The sequence below is a fragment of the Campylobacter concisus genome (assembly GCF_015230015.1).
In the GTDB taxonomy this organism is placed as follows: domain Bacteria; phylum Campylobacterota; class Campylobacteria; order Campylobacterales; family Campylobacteraceae; genus Campylobacter_A; species Campylobacter_A concisus_AF.
Map to the genome: position 1 here is coordinate 47,714 of NZ_JAAKZC010000009.1, position 17,131 is coordinate 64,844.

Annotated in this window: 17 protein-coding genes; 16 read left to right on the top strand and 1 reads right to left on the bottom strand. The window is 40.9% G+C overall.

All coding sequences use genetic code 11. From position 1 onward, the window contains the following. On the bottom strand, positions 1-1,368 hold the full coding sequence (gene pta / locus G6W42_RS06230) for a phosphate acetyltransferase (protein ID WP_194173351.1): 1,368 nt from the start codon (positions 1,366-1,368) through the stop codon (positions 1-3). Between the two features lie 67 nt (positions 1,369-1,435). Here pta and flgH point away from each other — a divergent pair, with 67 nt between their 5' ends. The 16 genes from flgH (at position 1,436) to hypA (ending at position 16,630) form a co-directional block, all read left to right on the top strand. Beyond that, entirely contained in the window at positions 1,436-2,143 is a 708-nt protein-coding gene (flgH, locus tag G6W42_RS06235) for a flagellar basal body L-ring protein FlgH (RefSeq protein ID WP_002940928.1), read from the top strand. Positions 2,144-2,483: 340 nt separating this feature from the next. Then, entirely contained in the window at positions 2,484-3,629 is a 1,146-nt protein-coding gene (locus G6W42_RS06240; protein ID WP_103632429.1) for a hydrogenase small subunit, read from the top strand. 9 nt (positions 3,630-3,638) lie between these two features. Then, on the top strand, positions 3,639-5,357 hold the full coding sequence (locus G6W42_RS06245; protein ID WP_194173352.1) for a nickel-dependent hydrogenase large subunit: 1,719 nt from the start codon (positions 3,639-3,641) through the stop codon (positions 5,355-5,357). Positions 5,358-5,366: 9 nt separating this feature from the next. Next, positions 5,367-6,047, top strand: a complete 681-nt coding sequence (gene cybH / locus G6W42_RS06250) for a Ni/Fe-hydrogenase, b-type cytochrome subunit (protein WP_149704339.1) — start codon at positions 5,367-5,369, stop codon at positions 6,045-6,047. Then, positions 6,047-6,589, top strand: a complete 543-nt coding sequence (locus G6W42_RS06255) for a HyaD/HybD family hydrogenase maturation endopeptidase (RefSeq protein WP_021093168.1) — start codon at positions 6,047-6,049, stop codon at positions 6,587-6,589. The genes cybH and G6W42_RS06255 overlap by 1 nt, the downstream gene beginning before the upstream one ends. Beyond that, the gene (locus G6W42_RS06260) at positions 6,586-8,058 is read left to right on the top strand and encodes a hypothetical protein (protein WP_194173353.1); all 1,473 of its coding nucleotides are present in this window, start codon (positions 6,586-6,588) and stop codon (positions 8,056-8,058) included. Before G6W42_RS06255 ends, G6W42_RS06260 begins: the two co-directional genes overlap by 4 nt. Next, entirely contained in the window at positions 8,042-10,267 is a 2,226-nt protein-coding gene (hypF, locus tag G6W42_RS06265) for a carbamoyltransferase HypF (protein WP_194173354.1), read from the top strand. The genes G6W42_RS06260 and hypF overlap by 17 nt, the downstream gene beginning before the upstream one ends. Before the next feature lie 45 nt (positions 10,268-10,312). Beyond that, positions 10,313-10,726, top strand: a complete 414-nt coding sequence (gene nikR, locus G6W42_RS06270; RefSeq protein WP_194173355.1) for a nickel-responsive transcriptional regulator NikR — start codon at positions 10,313-10,315, stop codon at positions 10,724-10,726. A gap of 200 nt (positions 10,727-10,926) precedes the next feature. Next, positions 10,927-11,055, top strand: coding sequence for a hypothetical protein (locus tag G6W42_RS10650; protein WP_275944653.1), 129 nt, complete (start codon positions 10,927-10,929; stop codon positions 11,053-11,055). Between the two features lie 51 nt (positions 11,056-11,106). Continuing rightward, positions 11,107-12,366 carry a DUF2157 domain-containing protein gene (locus G6W42_RS06275; protein WP_194173356.1) on the top strand — a complete coding sequence of 420 codons (1,260 nt, stop codon included), beginning with the start codon at positions 11,107-11,109 and terminating at the stop codon, positions 12,364-12,366. Beyond that, positions 12,363-13,067 (top strand): GDYXXLXY domain-containing protein, encoded by a 705-nt coding sequence (locus G6W42_RS06280; RefSeq protein WP_194173357.1) that lies wholly within the window; start codon positions 12,363-12,365, stop codon positions 13,065-13,067. Before G6W42_RS06275 ends, G6W42_RS06280 begins: the two co-directional genes overlap by 4 nt. An 81-nt stretch (positions 13,068-13,148) precedes the next feature. Beyond that, a complete protein-coding gene (hypB, locus tag G6W42_RS06285; protein ID WP_021093192.1) occupies positions 13,149-13,961 on the top strand; it encodes a hydrogenase nickel incorporation protein HypB in 813 nt (270 codons plus the stop codon). After that, on the top strand, positions 13,961-14,200 hold the full coding sequence (locus G6W42_RS06290; protein ID WP_194173358.1) for a HypC/HybG/HupF family hydrogenase formation chaperone: 240 nt from the start codon (positions 13,961-13,963) through the stop codon (positions 14,198-14,200). Before hypB ends, G6W42_RS06290 begins: the two co-directional genes overlap by 1 nt. Then, positions 14,200-15,288 carry a hydrogenase formation protein HypD gene (gene hypD, locus G6W42_RS06295; RefSeq protein ID WP_194173359.1) on the top strand — a complete coding sequence of 363 codons (1,089 nt, stop codon included), beginning with the start codon at positions 14,200-14,202 and terminating at the stop codon, positions 15,286-15,288. The genes G6W42_RS06290 and hypD overlap by 1 nt, the downstream gene beginning before the upstream one ends. 8 nt (positions 15,289-15,296) lie before the next feature. Beyond that, positions 15,297-16,289: a hydrogenase expression/formation protein HypE gene (gene hypE / locus G6W42_RS06300; protein ID WP_194173360.1), complete on the top strand. Its 993-nt coding sequence runs from the start codon at positions 15,297-15,299 to the stop codon at positions 16,287-16,289. Continuing rightward, positions 16,289-16,630 carry a hydrogenase maturation nickel metallochaperone HypA gene (gene hypA, locus G6W42_RS06305; RefSeq protein WP_194173361.1) on the top strand — a complete coding sequence of 114 codons (342 nt, stop codon included), beginning with the start codon at positions 16,289-16,291 and terminating at the stop codon, positions 16,628-16,630. The genes hypE and hypA overlap by 1 nt, the downstream gene beginning before the upstream one ends. Positions 16,631-17,131 lie beyond the last annotated feature (501 nt).

Consider the following 17,131-nt stretch of genomic DNA (forward strand, 5'->3'; position numbering starts at 1 on the left):
TCACTCTCCTGCTTGTATGGCGCTTATTAGGATGGTATTTACCACGTCTTCGACTAGGCAACCGCGGCTTAGATCATTTACTGGCTTTTTTAGCCCTTGAAGTATCGGCCCTACAGCTAGAGCGTTTGCACTTCGTTGAACTGCTTTGTAGCAGATGTTTCCGCAGTTTAAATTTGGAAATATAAAGACATTTGCCTGCCCTGCGACATCAGAATTTGGCATCTTTTTGCTAGCCACGCTTAGATCAACTGCCGCGTCAAACTGAATTGGCGCAGCTATTTTTAAATTTCCATCAAGCTCACTCGCCTTTTTGGCAGCCTCTTTTACAAACTCCACGTCAGCCCCGCTACCACTATCAGCAGTAGAGTAGCTCAGCATGGCTATCTTTGGTTTAAGCCCAAAGGCACTTGCCGTTTGAGCGCTGCTTAGCGTGATGCTGGCAAGTTCATCACTGCTTGGATTTGGCGTGACGGCGCAGTCTGCAAAGAGTAAAATTTCTTCTTCAAGCGCCATGAAAAATGCCCCGCTTACCACGCTTACATTTGGCTTTGTTTTTATGATCTGCAGAGCTGGGCGGATCGTATCAGCCGTGCTCATCGTAGCGCCACTTACCAAGGCATCTGCTATGCCTTCATGAATTAACATCGTGGCAAAGTAAATTTTATCTTTTGCAAGCGCGTTTGCCTTGGCTTCATCCACGCCTTTATGTTTTCTTAGCTCATAAATTTTCTTTGCAAATTCATCTGTTAGCTCGTTTTGTGCTGGGTTTAGCACCTTTGCTTTGCTTAAATTTAGCCCCAAAGTGGCTACCTTTTTTGAAATTTCGCTCTCAAGTCCAAGCAAGATGATATTTGCCGCACCTTTTTCTAGCACGATGTGAGCTGCTTTTAAAATTCTCTCATCATCACTTTCAGGCAAAACGACTGTCTTGTTTGCCACTTTAGCTCTTTTTAGAAGCAAGCTTTGAAATTTAAATGGCGTGATGATCTCGGCTTTGTAGCTTAAAATTTCATCAAATTTATCAGTTATTAGAAGCTTTGAGTTTAAATTTAGCGCCCTTAGCTCGCTTGCATTTTCGTCAAAAATAGGCGCGTTTAAATTTCTAGCTAGCTTTAAATTTAGCTCGCTCTTGCCAAAGAGGCTAAAGCCCTCACAGCCAACAACTATGACGAAGTCGCTTTTAGCCTTTAGCTCTTCAAATTTATCTATAAATTTTAAAAAAAACTCCTTTTCATTTAAATTTATTAGATTTTTTTTGTCATTTTCGTCTGGAGTTATCTTAAAGATCTCAACTTTTTTGAATTTTGTAGCTATAATTTCCTGCAAATATGCTAGATTTTTGTCTGAAAAAATGTAACAACTTTTCATTTTGTGACCTTTTTGGGAACTTAAATTGCTTAATCTTAGCACAAAGATACTTATTTTAAGGCATTTTATGAACTATAAAAAGATTTGGCTCGTCACATTTGCGGGCATTTTTTACACAGGTTGCACCCCAAGTGCAGATCCTCATATCAATATGAAACCTCCAGTTTATGTCGAGCAACTCCCTTCAAAAGATAGTGGTAGCGGTCAAAGCAACGCAGGTAGCCTCTTTGGCAAGGGCGAAAATCCTCTTTTTTCAGATAGAAAGGCGATGAATGTAAATGACATCGTCACCATCGTCATCTCAGAAAACGCAAGTCAAATTTCAAGCGGTAGCAAAAGCACCAACAAAGATAGCACCATTTCGCTTGGTGGTGGCGTTTTCACAGCTGGAGCCGCGCCACTTTCAACCGTGGCTGATAATCTAAACAAATACGGCGACATCGGCTTTAAAGCAGGTGGCGGCAATAAATTTACAGGTAGTGGCACGAGCAACAGAAGCGAGAAATTTACCGCGACCATCTCAGCTAGGATCATTAAAATCCTAAATAACGGCAACTACTTCATCGAAGGCAGCCGCGAGCTACTAATAAATGGCGAAAAGCAGATCATGCAAGTAAGTGGCGTCATCAGACCTTACGACATCTCGCAAAACAACGAAATCGACTCAAAATACATAGCTGATGCCAAAATTTTGTATAAAACTGAGGGCGAGCTAGACAAATCAACCAAAAAACCTTGGGGCACAAGGCTTATGGAGGCTATCTGGCCATTTTAATGCAAATTTAAAAGCCTAAATTTAACCCATTTAGGCTTTTGTAATTTTTACCTTAAATTTCACTCTTCTTAAAAATACTAAATTATTTTTAAAATTATTAAAAATTTAATTGATATTTACTTTCAGAAAAATAGAATTTTTGCCATATCATTTCTCAAAATAGGATAAATTCTCACTAAATATTATTTTTTAACATATTTTAAGATTATTGATTTCAAGGCATTTAAAATTTTATTTTAAAATTTATTTAAATATAACTACTAATATTATAAAATAATTTTACTCTTTTTAAAACAAAGATACTATACATATAAAACAAATTTCTAACGAAGGAGCTTATATGAATAATGACTTGCGTCAAAAGATAGATAGACGCTTAAGCGAACTTAGTGCATTGCCTAAGATGAAAAATGACACTAGTATTGCGCAGCTTTTAAAAGATAAGGGCTTTACTAGGCGTGATTTTATGAAGTGGGCTGGTGCGATGACAGCTTTTATGGCATTGCCAAGTGCGATGACGCCGATGGTTGCTCGCGCTGCTGAGCTAAGCGATAGGCTCCCAGTGATATGGCTTCACATGGCAGAATGCACTGGCTGTAGCGAGGGCTTGCTAAGAACTGACGCTCCAAGCATAGATAGCCTTATATTTGACTACATAAGCCTTGAATACCACGAAACTATCATGGCAGCTGCTGGCTGGCAAGCTGAAGAAAATTTAGAGCATGCGATCGAAAAATATAAGGGCAGATATATCCTGCTAGTTGAAGGTGGCGTCCCAACTGGAGCTACTGAGCACTTTTTAACAGTCGGGCCTCACGGCACAAGCGGCAAAACTCACGCTGTAAATGCCTCTGCTAACGCTGCTGCTATCTTTGCCATTGGCACCTGTTCTAGCTTTGGCGGTATCCAAGCAGCTAAGCCAAATCCAACAAATTCAGTCGGTCTTTCAAAGGTGACTGATAAGCCAGTCATAAACGTGCCAGGCTGTCCTCCAAGCGAGAAAAACATCGTTGGCAACGTGCTTCACTACTTGCTATTTGGCACTTTGCCTGCACTTGATGTTTATAACAGACCAAAATGGGCTTATGGCTTAAGAATTCACGATCTTTGCGAAAGACGTGGCCACTTTGACGCAGGCGAATTTGTCCAAAGCTTTGGTGATGAGGGCGCAAAAAATGGCTACTGCTTATATAAAGTAGGCTGTAAAGGTCCATATACATTTAATAACTGCTCACGCGAGAGATTTAACCAGCATACATCATGGCCAGTTCAAGCAGGTCACGGCTGTATAGGCTGCTCGGAGCCAGACTTCTGGGATACGATGGGACCTTTTGAAGAGCCGATGGCTGATAGGCTATTTGACACTGTTTTAGGGCTTGGCGCTGATAATGTAAGTGATAAAATAGGCATTGGAATTTTAGCTCTAGCTGGTATTGGTATAGCAGCTCACGCTGCACTAGCTTGTATGAGTAAAGATAAAGAATAAGGCGAAAAAATGAGTGAAAAAAGAATAGTAATAGACCCTATAACACGTATCGAAGGGCACTTAAGAATAGAAGTCGTAGTTGATGAAAACAACGTTGTCAAAGAGGCTTACTCTGGCTCAACTCTTTGGAGGGGCTTAGAGCAGATAGTAAAAAACAGAGACCCAAGAGATGCTGGCTTTTTTATGCAAAGAATTTGTGGCGTTTGCACATACTCACACTACCGAGCAGGCATAGTCGCAGTTGAGGACGCCCTTGGCATCAAGCCACCGCTAAATGCTGAGCTAACTAGAACGCTCATGAATGCAGCTTTATATCTTCACGATCACATCGTGCACTTTTATCAGCTTCACGGCATGGACTGGGCGGACGTCGTCTCTGCACTAAGCGCAGACGTGCATAAAGCTAGCGAAGAGGCGTTTAAATACACAAGCACGCCATTTGCAACGGGAGCTGACAAGCTAAAAGAGGTAAAAGAGAGGGTTGAAACCTTTGTTAAAAAGGGCAACCTTGGACCATTTGCCAACGCATACTGGGGACATAGCACATATAAATTTACTCCAGAGCAAAATTTAATCGTCCTCTCTCACTACCTTGAGTGCCTTAGGATCCAAAGAACAGCAGCTCAGATGATGGCTATCTTTGGCGCGAAAAACCCACATCCACAAAGCCTAACAGTTGGCGGCGTGACCTGCGTGATGGACCTTATGGATCCAGCTAGAATGGGCGAATATATGAGCAAATTTGCTGAGATCAAAGAATTTGTAGATAGAGCTTACTATCCAGACATTTTGATGGCGGCTAAGGCTTATGCAAACGAGCCAAGCGTTTTAAACGACGTTGGCGTATCAAATTTATTCTGCTACGATGAGTTTTTGATTGGCAAAAACGATCATCTATTTAAAGGTGGCATCATCTTAAATGGTGATATTAACAAGGTTTATGATATCGACGAAAATAAAATTACAGAAGAGGCGACAAGATCTTGGTATAAAAATGACAAAGCGCTTCACCCATATGACGGCGAGACAGAGGCAAACTACACTGGCCTTGTTGATGGCGAGAGCATAGACGGCGAGGGCAAGTTAGCTCACAGCAAGCTTTTTGACACAAAGGGCAAATATAGCTGGATCAAAGCACCAAGATATGATGGCATGCCTATGCAAGTAGGACCGATCGCAAGCATCGTCATAAACTACGCTAAAGGCAACGAGAGAGTTAAAAAGATAGTCGATGAGTTTTTAGCAAAGAGTGGCTTGCCACTAAGTGCAGTCTTTTCAACTCTAGGCAGAACCGCTGCTCGTATGCTTGAAGCAAAAGTGGTCGCAGAGCACACAATGGACGCATTTAATGCCTTGATCGAAAATTTAAAGGCAGATCAAGAGACCTGCACAAAATATGTAATAGATAATAAAAAAGAATATAAAGGAAATTTTCAAGGCAACGCTCCAAGAGGTGCCCTTAGCCACTGGTGCCGCATAAAAGATGGCGTCATCTCAAACTGGCAAGCAGTTGTGCCAAGCACTTGGAACGCCTCTCCAAAAGATGCCAAAGGTCAAATGGGAAGTTACGAGGCGTGCTTAGTTGGTTTAAAGATCGCTGATCTTTCAAAACCACTTGAGATAATACGAAAAATTCACTCTTACGACCCTTGCATCGCGTGTGCCGTGCATGTTATGGATACGAAGGGAAATGATTTGAGTACTTATAAGATAAATCCAAATTTGTAAGGAGAAAAGATGTCACATAAAAATCCTGACAGGATCAGCGAATACGAATTCTCCATCGGCGTTAGGCTGACACACTGGATTAGATTTATAGCTATCACGCTTTTGGTTGTGAGCGGCTACTACATCTCTTATGTCTTTATGAGTCCAGAGATAACAAGCGAGCCTACAAATTTCATGCAAGCAAAGTGGCGTTTGGCGCACCAGGTCGCTGGCTTTGTGCTAATAGCGGTATTTATCTTTAAATTCTATCTATTTGTCTTTGATAAACACAGCAAAAAAGAGTGGATGAGCGTGCTTGACTTTTTAAGTCCAAAAGTTTGGATAGCGCAGATAAAGTACTACATCTTTATGGGACCGCACCCGCACTTAAGGGGCGTTTATAACCCATTGCAGTTTGCCGCATACTTTTTCTTTTACGTCATCTTGGCACTCATCTGCCTAACTGGCCTAGTGCTTTACGCTCACGTTTATCACAATGGACTTGGCGGAGCGATATATGAGCCAGCGAGATACTTTGAAGAGCTTATGGGCGGACTAGCAAATGTTAGAACGATACATAGAATTTGCATGTGGATCATCATGATATTTGTGCCTATTCACGTTTATATGGCGATATTTAACGCCGTTAAAGGCAAAAATGGAGCGATGGACGCCATCGTTAGTGGCTATAAATTTGTAAAAGAACACTGATGAGAGTGCTTGTTCTTGGCATCGGCAACGTTATGTTTGCTGATGAGGGTATAGGTGTTCATTTTGTAAATTTGATGGCAAAAAACTATAAATTTACAAGCTCTAAAAACGAGCTTACTCTAATGGACGGGGGCACTTTAGCCCTCGCTCTAACTCACATTATAAGCGAATTTGACTATCTTATCGTCGTTGATTGCATTAGCGCAAATGGCGCAAGCGTGGGCGATGTTTATTTTTTTGACTTTCTAAACGTACCAAATTTTATCAGCTGGGACGGCTCGGCTCACGAGATCGAGATGCTCCAAACCCTTCATCTAATGGAGCTTGCGGGAGATAGGCCGACAACCAAAATCTTAGGCATCGTGCCTAGCCGCATAGAGTCATCAAATTTTAGCCTCTCAGATGAAGTGATAAAAGCTTCTAATATCCTAGAAAAAACGCTACTTGAACACTTAAAAGAGCTTGATTTTAAGTGCGAAAAGGTAGCAAATTTCACCCTAAACGACACCCTTGATGACTACGCCAAAAAAGGTTTAAAATGATACTTGCTTTTAAATTTGACTGCTTTAAAGACCCAGCCTTTTTGGCGCCATTTTTACGCTCATTAGCTAAAGATCTTAAGCACTATATAAGCTGTAAAAATGATCAAATTTGCCTAAAGGTAAGTGGATCAAGCGAGGAGCTTAGCGCCCTAGCAGACAGAGCTAGCGCCATTTTGCCTTATAGTCTTTATATAAAGCATAGCGATGTCGATGCAGCAGATGAGCTTGACGTGGCAGGTGAAATTCAAAAGATAAAATTTGGCACGCTTAGCCCATCTCAGGCAGTGGCATTTTTGAATAATGGCAAGGCTATTTTAAACGAAAGTGGCGTGCTATGTGTGAGTAAATTTGATGGTGAGATAACGCTTGATAATTTTAATGAAAAGCTTCAAACTTGCCTAAATTTACTGCAAAATGGCAAGAGCGTTTGCGTAGAGCAAGATGAAAATTTATATGAAATTTCTCTTGGGGTAAAATTTGGGGCAAATTTCTTGATGCCTGTAAATTTAAAACAGCTGCCTAAAATTTTCATCGCTGATGATAGGGCTCAGATCGCGCTTGCTAGCTTTGAAAAGCCACTTTTAGCCCTAAAAACGACAGCCGTTTACAGGCAAAATCACGAGGACGCACCGCTATTTTTTGACGTGATGGCGGCAAATGATCTATTTTTATACGCCGTTTGCGAGCAGCTAGAAAAGAGTGGGGCGAGCTTTTTAAATGTTAAGATAAAAGAGCAAAAAAATGCTCTTTCAAGGCTGGTCTTACTCGAAAATAGCGCACTTTTAAGCCCATTTTTCTACGCTAAAAACGAAAAATTTGAGCTTAAAAACGCTAGCGATATAGCTTTGGGACTAAAATTTAGCAAATTTAGTGATGATGAAATTTGCCTCCTTTCAAAATCAAGCAAAACCCAGCTTCTTTTTTTACCTAAATTTAGTAGCTTTGAAGAAATTTATGAGCTCATAAGAGCCGATGAAGGCGGCGAAAGGCTACTTGAAAACTTCAGCAAAGAGTGCGACTTGCCAAGTGGTAAATTTAGTTCAAACGCTAGCTTTTTCTCGCTATTTTGTATAGCTGGACGCTTGCTTGGCTTAAGCGATGAGTTTGAAAAAGCAGGGGAGAATTTGCTTCTTATGGCAGCTGATTTTAGCGGTCAAAAAGGCGTTAGGATCGATTATAAAATGAAAGATGACTTTGGTTTAGACGGGGTTAAGTTTGTAAAAAGTATTATTTCATTTATCCTTGCTGGCGCTGGAGAGAAGAATATCAGCTTTGGTTGCACCGAGTCTTTGGCGCACTTTTTGAGCGATTTTAGCTACGAAAAACGAGATAAATTTAAGATCAAAAATGTTACTTTAAGCGGGGATTTATTTTACAATAAGGTAGTTAGCAACTTGATAAAAAAGCACCTAAACCCAAATATAAAAACAAATTTTGACCCCGGATTTGGCATTGAGATCAAGCTTTAGATATGAGATCAAAGGTTTAGTTCAAGGCGTGGGCTTTAGGCCTTTTGTCTATACTTTGGCGCATAAATTTAAGCTTGTTGGCGAAATTTACAACGACGATGAGGGCGTGAAGCTAAATTTTAGCGGCGAAGAGGCTAGTTTTTTGGCTTTTGAAAAAGAGCTTTATGAGAAACTACCAGCCCTTGCTAGGATCGATGAGTTTAGTAAATTTAAGATAGATAAAATTTATGAAAAGCTTGAGATCATCGCCTCAAAAAGAGCGACCAAGCAAGCGCCCATCTTGCCTGATTTTGCCCTTTGTGACGACTGCTTGCGCGAGTTTTATGACCCCACAAATCCACGCTACAAATATCCATTTATAAACTGCACCAACTGCGGACCGAGATTTTCCATCATCAAAGCATTGCCTTATGACAGGGTAAATACGACGATGAATGAGTTTAAGATGTGCGAGTTTTGCGAGAGCGAGTATAAAGACCCGCTAAACCGCCGCTACCACGCAGAGCCGATCTCTTGCCCAAACTGCGGACCAAAGCTATATCTAAAAGATAAATTTGGCAAAGTCTTAGCTATTAAAAACGAAGCAGCCAAAGAGGCGGCTAGGCTCATAAACGAGGGCAAAATTTTAGCCATTAAAGGGCTTGGTGGCTTTCATCTAGTCTGCGACGCGACAAATGAAGCGGCAGTTTGCGAGCTAAGAGCCAGAAAGCACCGCCCAAGCAAGCCATTTGCTCTAATGAGTAAAAATTTACAAAACGCTAGAAAAATAGCTGAGATTTCAGAGGCGGAGGCAAAGCTTCTTAGCTCAAATTTAAAGCCTATCGTCTTACTTGAAGCAAAAAATGGCTCAAATATCGCAAAAAGCGTCGCTCCAAATTTAAACAAGCTTGGCGTCATGCTTGCATTTAGTGGCATACATCTTTTGCTATTTGAGTATCTCAAGCACGATATCATCGCAACTAGCGCAAACATCTCAGGCGAGGTTGTCATAAAAGATGATAGCGAGCTAAGAGAAAAACTAGGCGATGTCATAGACTTTTACCTTGATCACGACCGAGAAATTTACTCACCAAGTGACGATAGTATCGCATTTTGCGTTGGTGATGAGACAATTTTTACAAGAACAAGTCGTGGGCTAAATCCAAATTTCATCCATACAAATTTCAAGCAAAAAGGGACATTTTTAGCCCTTGGAGCGGAGCTAAAAAGCTCATTTTGCATCTACAAAGACGGCCTTTTGATGGTTAGCCCATATATCGGCGACCTAAAAAATGTGGCAACTTTTGATAGGTTTAAGGACATTTTTACCCTTTTTAAAACGACTTATGATCTTAAAATTGACAAGGTTATAGCCGATCTGCATCCAAATTTTTTAAATACAAAATGGGCAAAAGAGCAGGGCTTTGAGCTAGTTCATCTGCAGCATCACTACGCACATTTGCTAAGCGTGATCTTTGAAAATAATCTCTCCAATAAAGAGTATCTTGGCTTTTGCTTTGACGGCACTGGATACGGCGAGGACGGCAAAATTTGGGGTGGCGAGGTCTTTAGGCTGTGTGGCAAAAGCTACAAAAGAATTTATCACTTTGATGAATTTAGCCTATTTGGCGGTGAAAATAGCATAAAAAATATCTATCTCATCGCTTATTCTATTATTTTGAAGTATCAGCTTGAGGACGAAGGGCGTAAATTTTTAGTAAATTTTGATGAAAAAGTGCTTAGAAATTTCAAGATAATGGAGCAAAAGGGGCTAAATTTAGTAAAAACTAGCTCTGTTGGTAGGATATTTGACGCATTTGGTGCTATTATCTGCGGCATATCTCACTCGAGTTTTGAGGGCGAGAGTGGCATGAGGCTTGAGGCGCTTTATGATAAAAATTTAGATGTGTGTTATAAATTTAGCCTAAATGACGGAGTTATCGGCTTTAAAGAGGCCTTTAAAAGTGCTTTAGAAGATGAGCCAAGAGTTGCTGCAACGGCATTTATAAATGGCATGGCTGATATTATTTTTGAAATTTCTAAAAATGAGAAAAAAGAGATTTTGCTAAGTGGTGGGGTTTTTCAAAATAAGACTTTGCTTGAGCTTATTTACAAAAAATTTACTAAAGTAAATTTGAAATTTTATATCAATAAGAAATTTTGCAGCAACGATTCTAACGTAAATTTAGGGCAAATTTATTATTATTTATCCACATTTTCTAATAAGTGATGTATAATTATATTAAACGGTAATCAAACGAGGAAGGAGCAGAAAATGGATAATGTTATACGTTTTAGTGTCTCTTTGCCTAGTCAATTACTAGACGAACTAGACAGAAAGGTTAGCGAACAAGGCTACGCTTCTAGGAGTGAATTTACAAGGGATCTGATCCGCGATAAGATCGTAAGTGACAGCTGGAAAGACGCTAAAGAAGAGTTGATCGGAGTTTTGACGCTCATTTATGTACATCATCACAACGATCTGGTAAATAAAAAAATGGATATCGAGCATGATTCTGATGTGACGATAATTTGCACAAATCACGTTCATATCGATCACTACAACTGTTTAGAAACGATCTCTTTAAAGGGCGAAGCGGATAAGATAGAGCGCTTTGCTGATAGGATCGCTGGTTTAAAGGGTGTTAAATTTGCTAAACTCACAAAGGCTGCTGTGCCTAAATTTTAGGGCTTAGAGCTTTTGGGTAGTAGGAATTTTGGGATTTTTCAACAAAGCAAGCAGCAGGTTTTTGGCTGTGGCGCTTATCGCATTTTGTCTTTCAAGTAGTTTTTAAACAGTTTTCGTAGTCCATTTTTGTAAATTTATATGGGGCTTTGCCTGTTATTTGCTAGTGCAGAGCCCCATATCCTTTAGTAAATGATAGTTTGATGGCCGTTTCTCTACTTGGGCTTTGGCTAAAGCTAAATTTGCAAAAGCTCGCCCAAGTAACTCCTCTTAGCATTTGCATAATATTTTTATATAATAACGAGAAATTTTACCACTGCCTTGAAATTTAACGCTGGCAAGCGGGGATTTTACATTTAGTGAGCTTACAAAAAGGAGTCTTATTGAACTTTTTAAATAGAAATTTTCTAGCCAAAGAGCTGGATCGGTGGCAAAGTGAGGGCATAGTCGATAAAGATACGGCTTTTAAGATAGCAAATTTATATGGTATCGACCCAGACGCGCATAGCGAGAAGATGAGTTTTGTGCTAAAACTTGTCGCTTATCTCTTTTTCGCGCTCGCGTTTTTTACGCTAGTTGGCGCAAACTGGGAGGAGATACCAAGGCTTGCGCGCTTGGTGCTTGTGCTATTTACACTTGGGCTTGTAAATTTTGGTGGAATTTACTACCTCGCAAAGGACAAAGAAAACCTCTCAACGGCGATGTTTTTCCTTGGAAATTTATGCTTTGGCGTGGCGATCGCTCTTGTGGCGCAAATTTATCACATTAGTGACGAGCCAAGCGGAGGAATTTTACTTTGGAGTATCGGCGCGATGGCGGTATCTTTTGCTAGCAAAAAGGGCGTGCTAGTAGCTCAAAGCTTAGTTATCGCGACGCTTTGGTTCTTGATGAAAGGCTACGGACAGGACTTTGGCTTTGGCTTCATCATCTTTATAGCACTTGGCGCCTATACGCTTTACAAAGAGGACTCAAAGTGGCTTGCTTCGGTGCTTTTCTTTGATATTTATCTATATATCATCTCATTTTGCGGCTATATCAGTGGCTTTAAAGAGATATTTAACTACGGCTTTTTGTTTGGACTTCCGATGGTTGCGATCGTTTCGCTATCTTACGCGCTTTTACTTGTTAGTATTTCGCCGCTGTTTGATCGCTTTAGAGACGGCTTTGGCTCATTTTCAAGAGAATTTGGCAAAAATTTTGGCGTCTTTGTTTTGCTTGTTTGCCTATTTTTGTTTGAAGGCAGGGATATCTTTGAGGTTGGCGAAGAAAAGCTTTGGTTTGTGAAGTCATTTTTCAAAAGCAATTTTGGCTTTGTCTTTATACTATTTAGTATTGCTTATTTTGCGCTATTTCTCAAAGAGAAAAACAAGAGTGGCTTGGTGCTTGGCACGCTGCTCGTGGCGTTGCCATTTTTCTTTAGCTACGGCCCAGGCTACGCAAATATCTTTTTCTCACTCGCAAACATCATAACAGCTGCCGTTCTTATCAAAAAAGGCGAGCTAAAGCTTGGTCTAAGCGTGATATTTTTAGTGGCTGCGGTGAGATACTTCCAGCTTATAGGCGACTACATCGGTGCTACGGCACTCTTTATGATATTTGCTTTCATAGTGCTAGTGGTGGCTAGAAAAGGAGGCAAAAAATGAAGATAAAAATATTAATAATAGCTGTGATATTTCAAATTTCACTTATCGGGGTCATGCTTGGCTACGCACTCATGCCACTTTGCTTTGGGCAGGAGATAAAAGTAAGGGTCAATCTTTATGACCCAAGAGATCTTTTCCGCGGAAACTACGTCGATCTTAGCTATGATTTTTCAAATTTTTACTCACGAAATTTTGACGAGGAGAAAAAAGATGATCGATATATCGATAGGAACGACAAGAGGGTGATAGAAGGAGCTAGGGTTTATGCTGCCTTAAAGCCAGATGTTAATGGCACCTATGAATTTGCTAAATTTAGCATGAGCGAGCCTGAAAATGGGATATTTTTAGCTGGTAGATATGATGGATATATGCTCGTAAAATACGGCATCGAACACTACTATATGCCGCCAAAAAAGGCGCTTGAGACTGAGCGCGAGATGATGGACGCGGATATTGACGCGTTTGCTGTTTTGATGGTGATGAAAAATGGCAAAGCTAGGCTAAAAGAGATCGTCGTGCAAAAAAGCGATAGGCCAAGGCGCGACTTTGATAGGTTGGAGGATATGGACGCGCAAGAGCACTATCCTGATATGATAAAGACAAATAATGAAGAGCCTGCGTCGCTAAAGCTAGAAAACCAAGAGCCTGCAACGATAGAAGTGCAAGATGAAAATTCTAGCCAAGAGATGCAGAGAAAATAAATGCTTGACGACTTAAATTTTAATTTTATTTTTAAATTTAAGCGTTAAAATCTCTGGAAATTAATAAAAAAGGATAAGAAAATGTGTAAAGACTGCGGTTGTTCAATGGGAAATCACGCCCACACTCACACTCACGCTGATGGCACCACTCACTCACACCCACACACTCATGATGGGCATACAGACCACGCTCATGACGCACATGAGCATAGCCACGAGGCTCACGCACACCCTGTGCTAAACGAGAGCAAAACCATAGACGTGATAGAAAAAATTCTTTCTGAAAACGACAAAGAGGCCGCTCACAACAGAGCGCATCTTGATGAGAAAAAGATACTTTGTGTAAATTTGATGAGTAGTCCAGGTGCTGGCAAGACTACGCTTTTAGAGGCTACGATAAAGGCTGGCAAATTTAAAATAGGCGTTGTCGAGGGTGATTTAGAGACCAACCAAGATGCCGACCGCATAGTAAAAGCTGGCGCAAAAGCTCATCAGATAAGCACAGGTCAGACCTGCCATTTAGACGCATTTATGGTGCATGAGGGGCTTCATCACCTGCCACTAAACGAGCTTGATCTAGTCTTTATAGAAAATGTTGGAAATTTAGTCTGTCCTGCAAGCTATGATGTTGGCTCACACTTTAACGCCGTGCTTCTTTCAGTGCCAGAGGGCGATGATAAGGTGAGTAAATATCCGGTGATGTTTAGGGCTGCTGACGTGCTACTTATCACAAAAGCTTCGCTTGCGCCACACTTTGACTTTGATATCGAGCGAGTGAAAAACGACGCTAGAAAGCTAAATCCAAAGGTCGATATCTTCGTCGTAGATAGCAAAACAGGCGAGGGCATCGATAAATGGATAAGTTATTTGGAATTTAAAAAAGAGCTAAGATAATGTGCCTTTCGATCCCTTCAAAAGTAGTAGGAATAGACGAAAACAACGTCGCCACAGTTGAAACTCTGGGCGTTACTAGAAAAGTAAGCCTTGATCTCATCTCTGAAGAGGTAAAAGTTGGTGAATACGTGCTAATCCACGTTGGATACGCCATGCAAAAGATCGACACGCAGTTTGCGCTTGAGAGCTTAGAGGTCTATAAACAGATCGCTGAGGATATGGATGCGGGGAAAATTTGATGGATATTATCAATGATTTTCGCGATAAAAATTTAATCCTAGCCCTTTCAAAACTCATACAAAAAGAGAGCGTAAAACCGCTAAATATCATGGAGATTTGCGGCGGTCACACGCATAGCATTATGAAATTTGCACTGCCAAGCTTAGTTGGAGAGCATATAAATTTCGTCCACGGCCCAGGCTGTCCGGTCTGTGTGATGCCAAAAAGCCGCATAGATGAGGCCTGTAAGCTTGCTAGCATGGATAATGTGATCTTTTGTACGCTAGCTGATATGCTAAGAGTGCCTGGCTCAAAGACAAGCTTGCAAAAGCTTCGTGGCGAGGGGCATGATATAAGGGCGCTTTACACGCCACTTGATGCGCTAAATATCGCTAAACAAAACCCAGACAAAAAGGTGATATTTTTTGCCATTGGCTTTGAGACGACAACGCCGATGAGCGCAAATTTGGTTGAAAAAGTGCTTCAGCAAGGTATTAAAAATTTATATTTTCACATAAATCACGTAACCGTCCCAGCTCCAGTTAGAGCGATAATGAGCGATGAAAACGTAAGAATTGACGCATTTTTGGGGCCAAGTCACGTGAGCGTCATTACTGGAAGTAAAATTTACAAAGAGCTAGCAGATGAGTTTAAAAGACCGATCGCCATTAGCGGTTTTGAGCCACTTGACATCATGGCAAGTGTGCTAAATTTAGTCCGTCAGCAAAACGCTGGCACATATGAAGTCTATAACGAGTACGCAAGGGCGGTCAAAGAAGAGGGCAACTTAAGAGCAAAAGAACTCATAGCTAAGTACTTTGAGCCATGCGACTTTGTCTGGAGGGGCCTTGGCGAGATAGCACAAAGCGGTATGAAGCTAAAAGATGAGTTTGCCTACCTTGACGCTAGAGTGCAGTTTGACTGCAGCGTAGAGAGCGCTGGCGAGAGCAAGGCTTGCATTTGCGGGCAAATTTTAAGAGGGTTAGCAAAACCGACTGACTGCAAAGTCTTTGGCAAGGTCTGCAACCCGCAAAATCCGATAGGATCGTGCATGGTCTCAAGTGAGGGCGCTTGTGCGGCTTATTTTAAATACGCAAGAGTTGGTTAAGGAATTTAATGAAAAAGATAATGCTAAGCCACGGCGGCGGCGGCGAGGAGATGAACTCGCTTATAAACGAGACGATATTTAAAATTTTTGATAACGAAATTTTAAGGCAGAGCAACGACTCGGCGATACTAAATTTAAACGGCAAGATCGCATTTAGCTCTGATAGCTTTGTGGTAACTCCTATTTTTTTTAATGGTGGTGACATCGGCAAGATCGCAGCTTGTGGCACAATAAACGACCTTGCGATGGTTGGAGCAAGCGCAAAATACCTAAGCTGCTCACTCATCATCGAAGAGGGGCTTAGTATAGAGGAGCTTGAAAAGGTACTTAACTCGCTTGCAAAAACCTGCAAAGAGAGCGGCGTAAGCGTCGTTTGTGGCGATACAAAGGTCGTACCAAAGGGCAAATGTGACAAAATTTTCATAAACACAGCAGGCATCGGCGAGATAGTTTGCGAAGGCGTGGAGCTTAAAAATTTAAAAGCAGGGGCTAAAATTTTAATCTCTGGAGATGTTGGCAGACACGGCGGCGTGGTGCTTGCAGCAAGAGAGGAATTTGAGCTTGGGCTTAATCTAAAAAGTGACTGCAAGAGCCTAAAAGAGGTTGTTTTAAAGCTATTTAGTGCTGGCATAAAGCCACAGACCATGCGTGATGCGACTAGGGGCGGACTAAGTGCGGTGCTAAATGAGTGGGCTAAATTTAGTAAATTTGACATCTTAGTTTTTGAAGAAAATATCAAGGTGGCTGACGAAGTGATGGGCGTTTGCGAGCTCTTTGGTTTTGAGCCTTATGAGCTTGCAAATGAGGGCACTTTTGTGATGGCTGTCGATGAGAGCGAGGCCAAAGACGCGCTAGAAATTTTAAGAGAATTTGATCAAAACGCGATGATAATAGGCGAGGTTTTGCAGGCTAAAAACGAGCGTGTCATCATTGAAAACGCCTATAAATCAAGAAGATTTCTCGAGCCGCCAAAGGGCGAGCTACTACCAAGGATCTGCTAATGCACGAGCTTAGTATCGTTCAAAATTTGGTCTCACTTTGCGAGAAAAATGCCGCCAAAGAAAACGCCAAAGAGATAAGCAAGATCGAGATAAAGGTTGGCCGTTTAAGCGGCGTCGAGCCTCATTATTTGCAGAGCGCTTTTGATGTTTATAAGGCTGGCACGATCTGCGAAAATGCCAAGCTTGTGATAAATTTACAAGGCATTGTTGTAGAGTGTTTGGATTGTGGATTTGGCGTGGAGCTTAGCGAAAATGATTTCACCTGCCCAAAGTGCAAAAGCCAAAATTTAAAGGTGACTGACGGCGAAGATATGTATCTTATGCGCCTTGAGATGAAGTAAAATTTTACGTATTATAATGCGTAAAATTTTATGAATTTATTGATTTTTTATGAATAGTGTTAAATTTTTCAGCCACGCGCCTAAGTAGTTATAAAAACAAGTAGGAGCGCAAAAGAAATTTTTTACTAGTACAAGCTTGTAGGGCATGGTTTTTTAGAGATTGCCACTAGAAATTTAGATTTTAAGAGTATTTATAGTGTTTTAAGGTCGTTTGGCGGCTATTTTGGACTTTATAGCAATTAATATGTAAGAGTTAAAGACCTTGTACTAGTTCAAAAATACGTATTAATAAGCCCCTGAGCCGACAAATAGCTAAGTGCGGACATAGCTATAGCTCTAAAAGAAATATCGTATTTATCACGTTTGGGGACGAAATTTTAACAAAGAGATTTAACCCAAAAATAACTTACTTTAGCGGATATTTTTCTCTTGTGAAGATTATAGTCCAAGCTAAATTTCGTAGCTACATTATAAATTTAGCTTGGTCGTAAAATTTAACGT

Excerpts from the sequence above, each read along its gene's own strand:
- hypD (WP_194173359.1), top strand. The coding sequence starts at position 14,200 with ATGGATATTATCAATGATTTTCGCGATAAAAATTTAATCCTAGCCCTT.
- G6W42_RS10650 (WP_275944653.1), top strand. The coding sequence starts at position 10,927 with ATGGCCGTTTCTCTACTTGGGCTTTGGCTAAAGCTAAATTTGCAAAAG.
- hypE (WP_194173360.1), top strand. The coding sequence starts at position 15,297 with ATGAAAAAGATAATGCTAAGCCACGGCGGCGGCGGCGAGGAGATGAAC.
- hypB (WP_021093192.1), top strand. The coding sequence starts at position 13,149 with ATGTGTAAAGACTGCGGTTGTTCAATGGGAAATCACGCCCACACTCAC.
- pta (WP_194173351.1), bottom strand. The coding sequence starts at position 1,368 with ATGAAAAGTTGTTACATTTTTTCAGACAAAAATCTAGCATATTTGCAG.
- flgH (WP_002940928.1), top strand. The coding sequence starts at position 1,436 with ATGAACTATAAAAAGATTTGGCTCGTCACATTTGCGGGCATTTTTTAC.
- G6W42_RS06280 (WP_194173357.1), top strand. The coding sequence starts at position 12,363 with ATGAAGATAAAAATATTAATAATAGCTGTGATATTTCAAATTTCACTT.
- hypA (WP_194173361.1), top strand. The coding sequence starts at position 16,289 with ATGCACGAGCTTAGTATCGTTCAAAATTTGGTCTCACTTTGCGAGAAA.
- nikR (WP_194173355.1), top strand. The coding sequence starts at position 10,313 with ATGGATAATGTTATACGTTTTAGTGTCTCTTTGCCTAGTCAATTACTA.
- G6W42_RS06260 (WP_194173353.1), top strand. The coding sequence starts at position 6,586 with ATGATACTTGCTTTTAAATTTGACTGCTTTAAAGACCCAGCCTTTTTG.
- G6W42_RS06290 (WP_194173358.1), top strand. The coding sequence starts at position 13,961 with ATGTGCCTTTCGATCCCTTCAAAAGTAGTAGGAATAGACGAAAACAAC.
- G6W42_RS06245 (WP_194173352.1), top strand. The coding sequence starts at position 3,639 with ATGAGTGAAAAAAGAATAGTAATAGACCCTATAACACGTATCGAAGGG.
- G6W42_RS06255 (WP_021093168.1), top strand. The coding sequence starts at position 6,047 with ATGAGAGTGCTTGTTCTTGGCATCGGCAACGTTATGTTTGCTGATGAG.
- G6W42_RS06240 (WP_103632429.1), top strand. The coding sequence starts at position 2,484 with ATGAATAATGACTTGCGTCAAAAGATAGATAGACGCTTAAGCGAACTT.
- cybH (WP_149704339.1), top strand. The coding sequence starts at position 5,367 with ATGTCACATAAAAATCCTGACAGGATCAGCGAATACGAATTCTCCATC.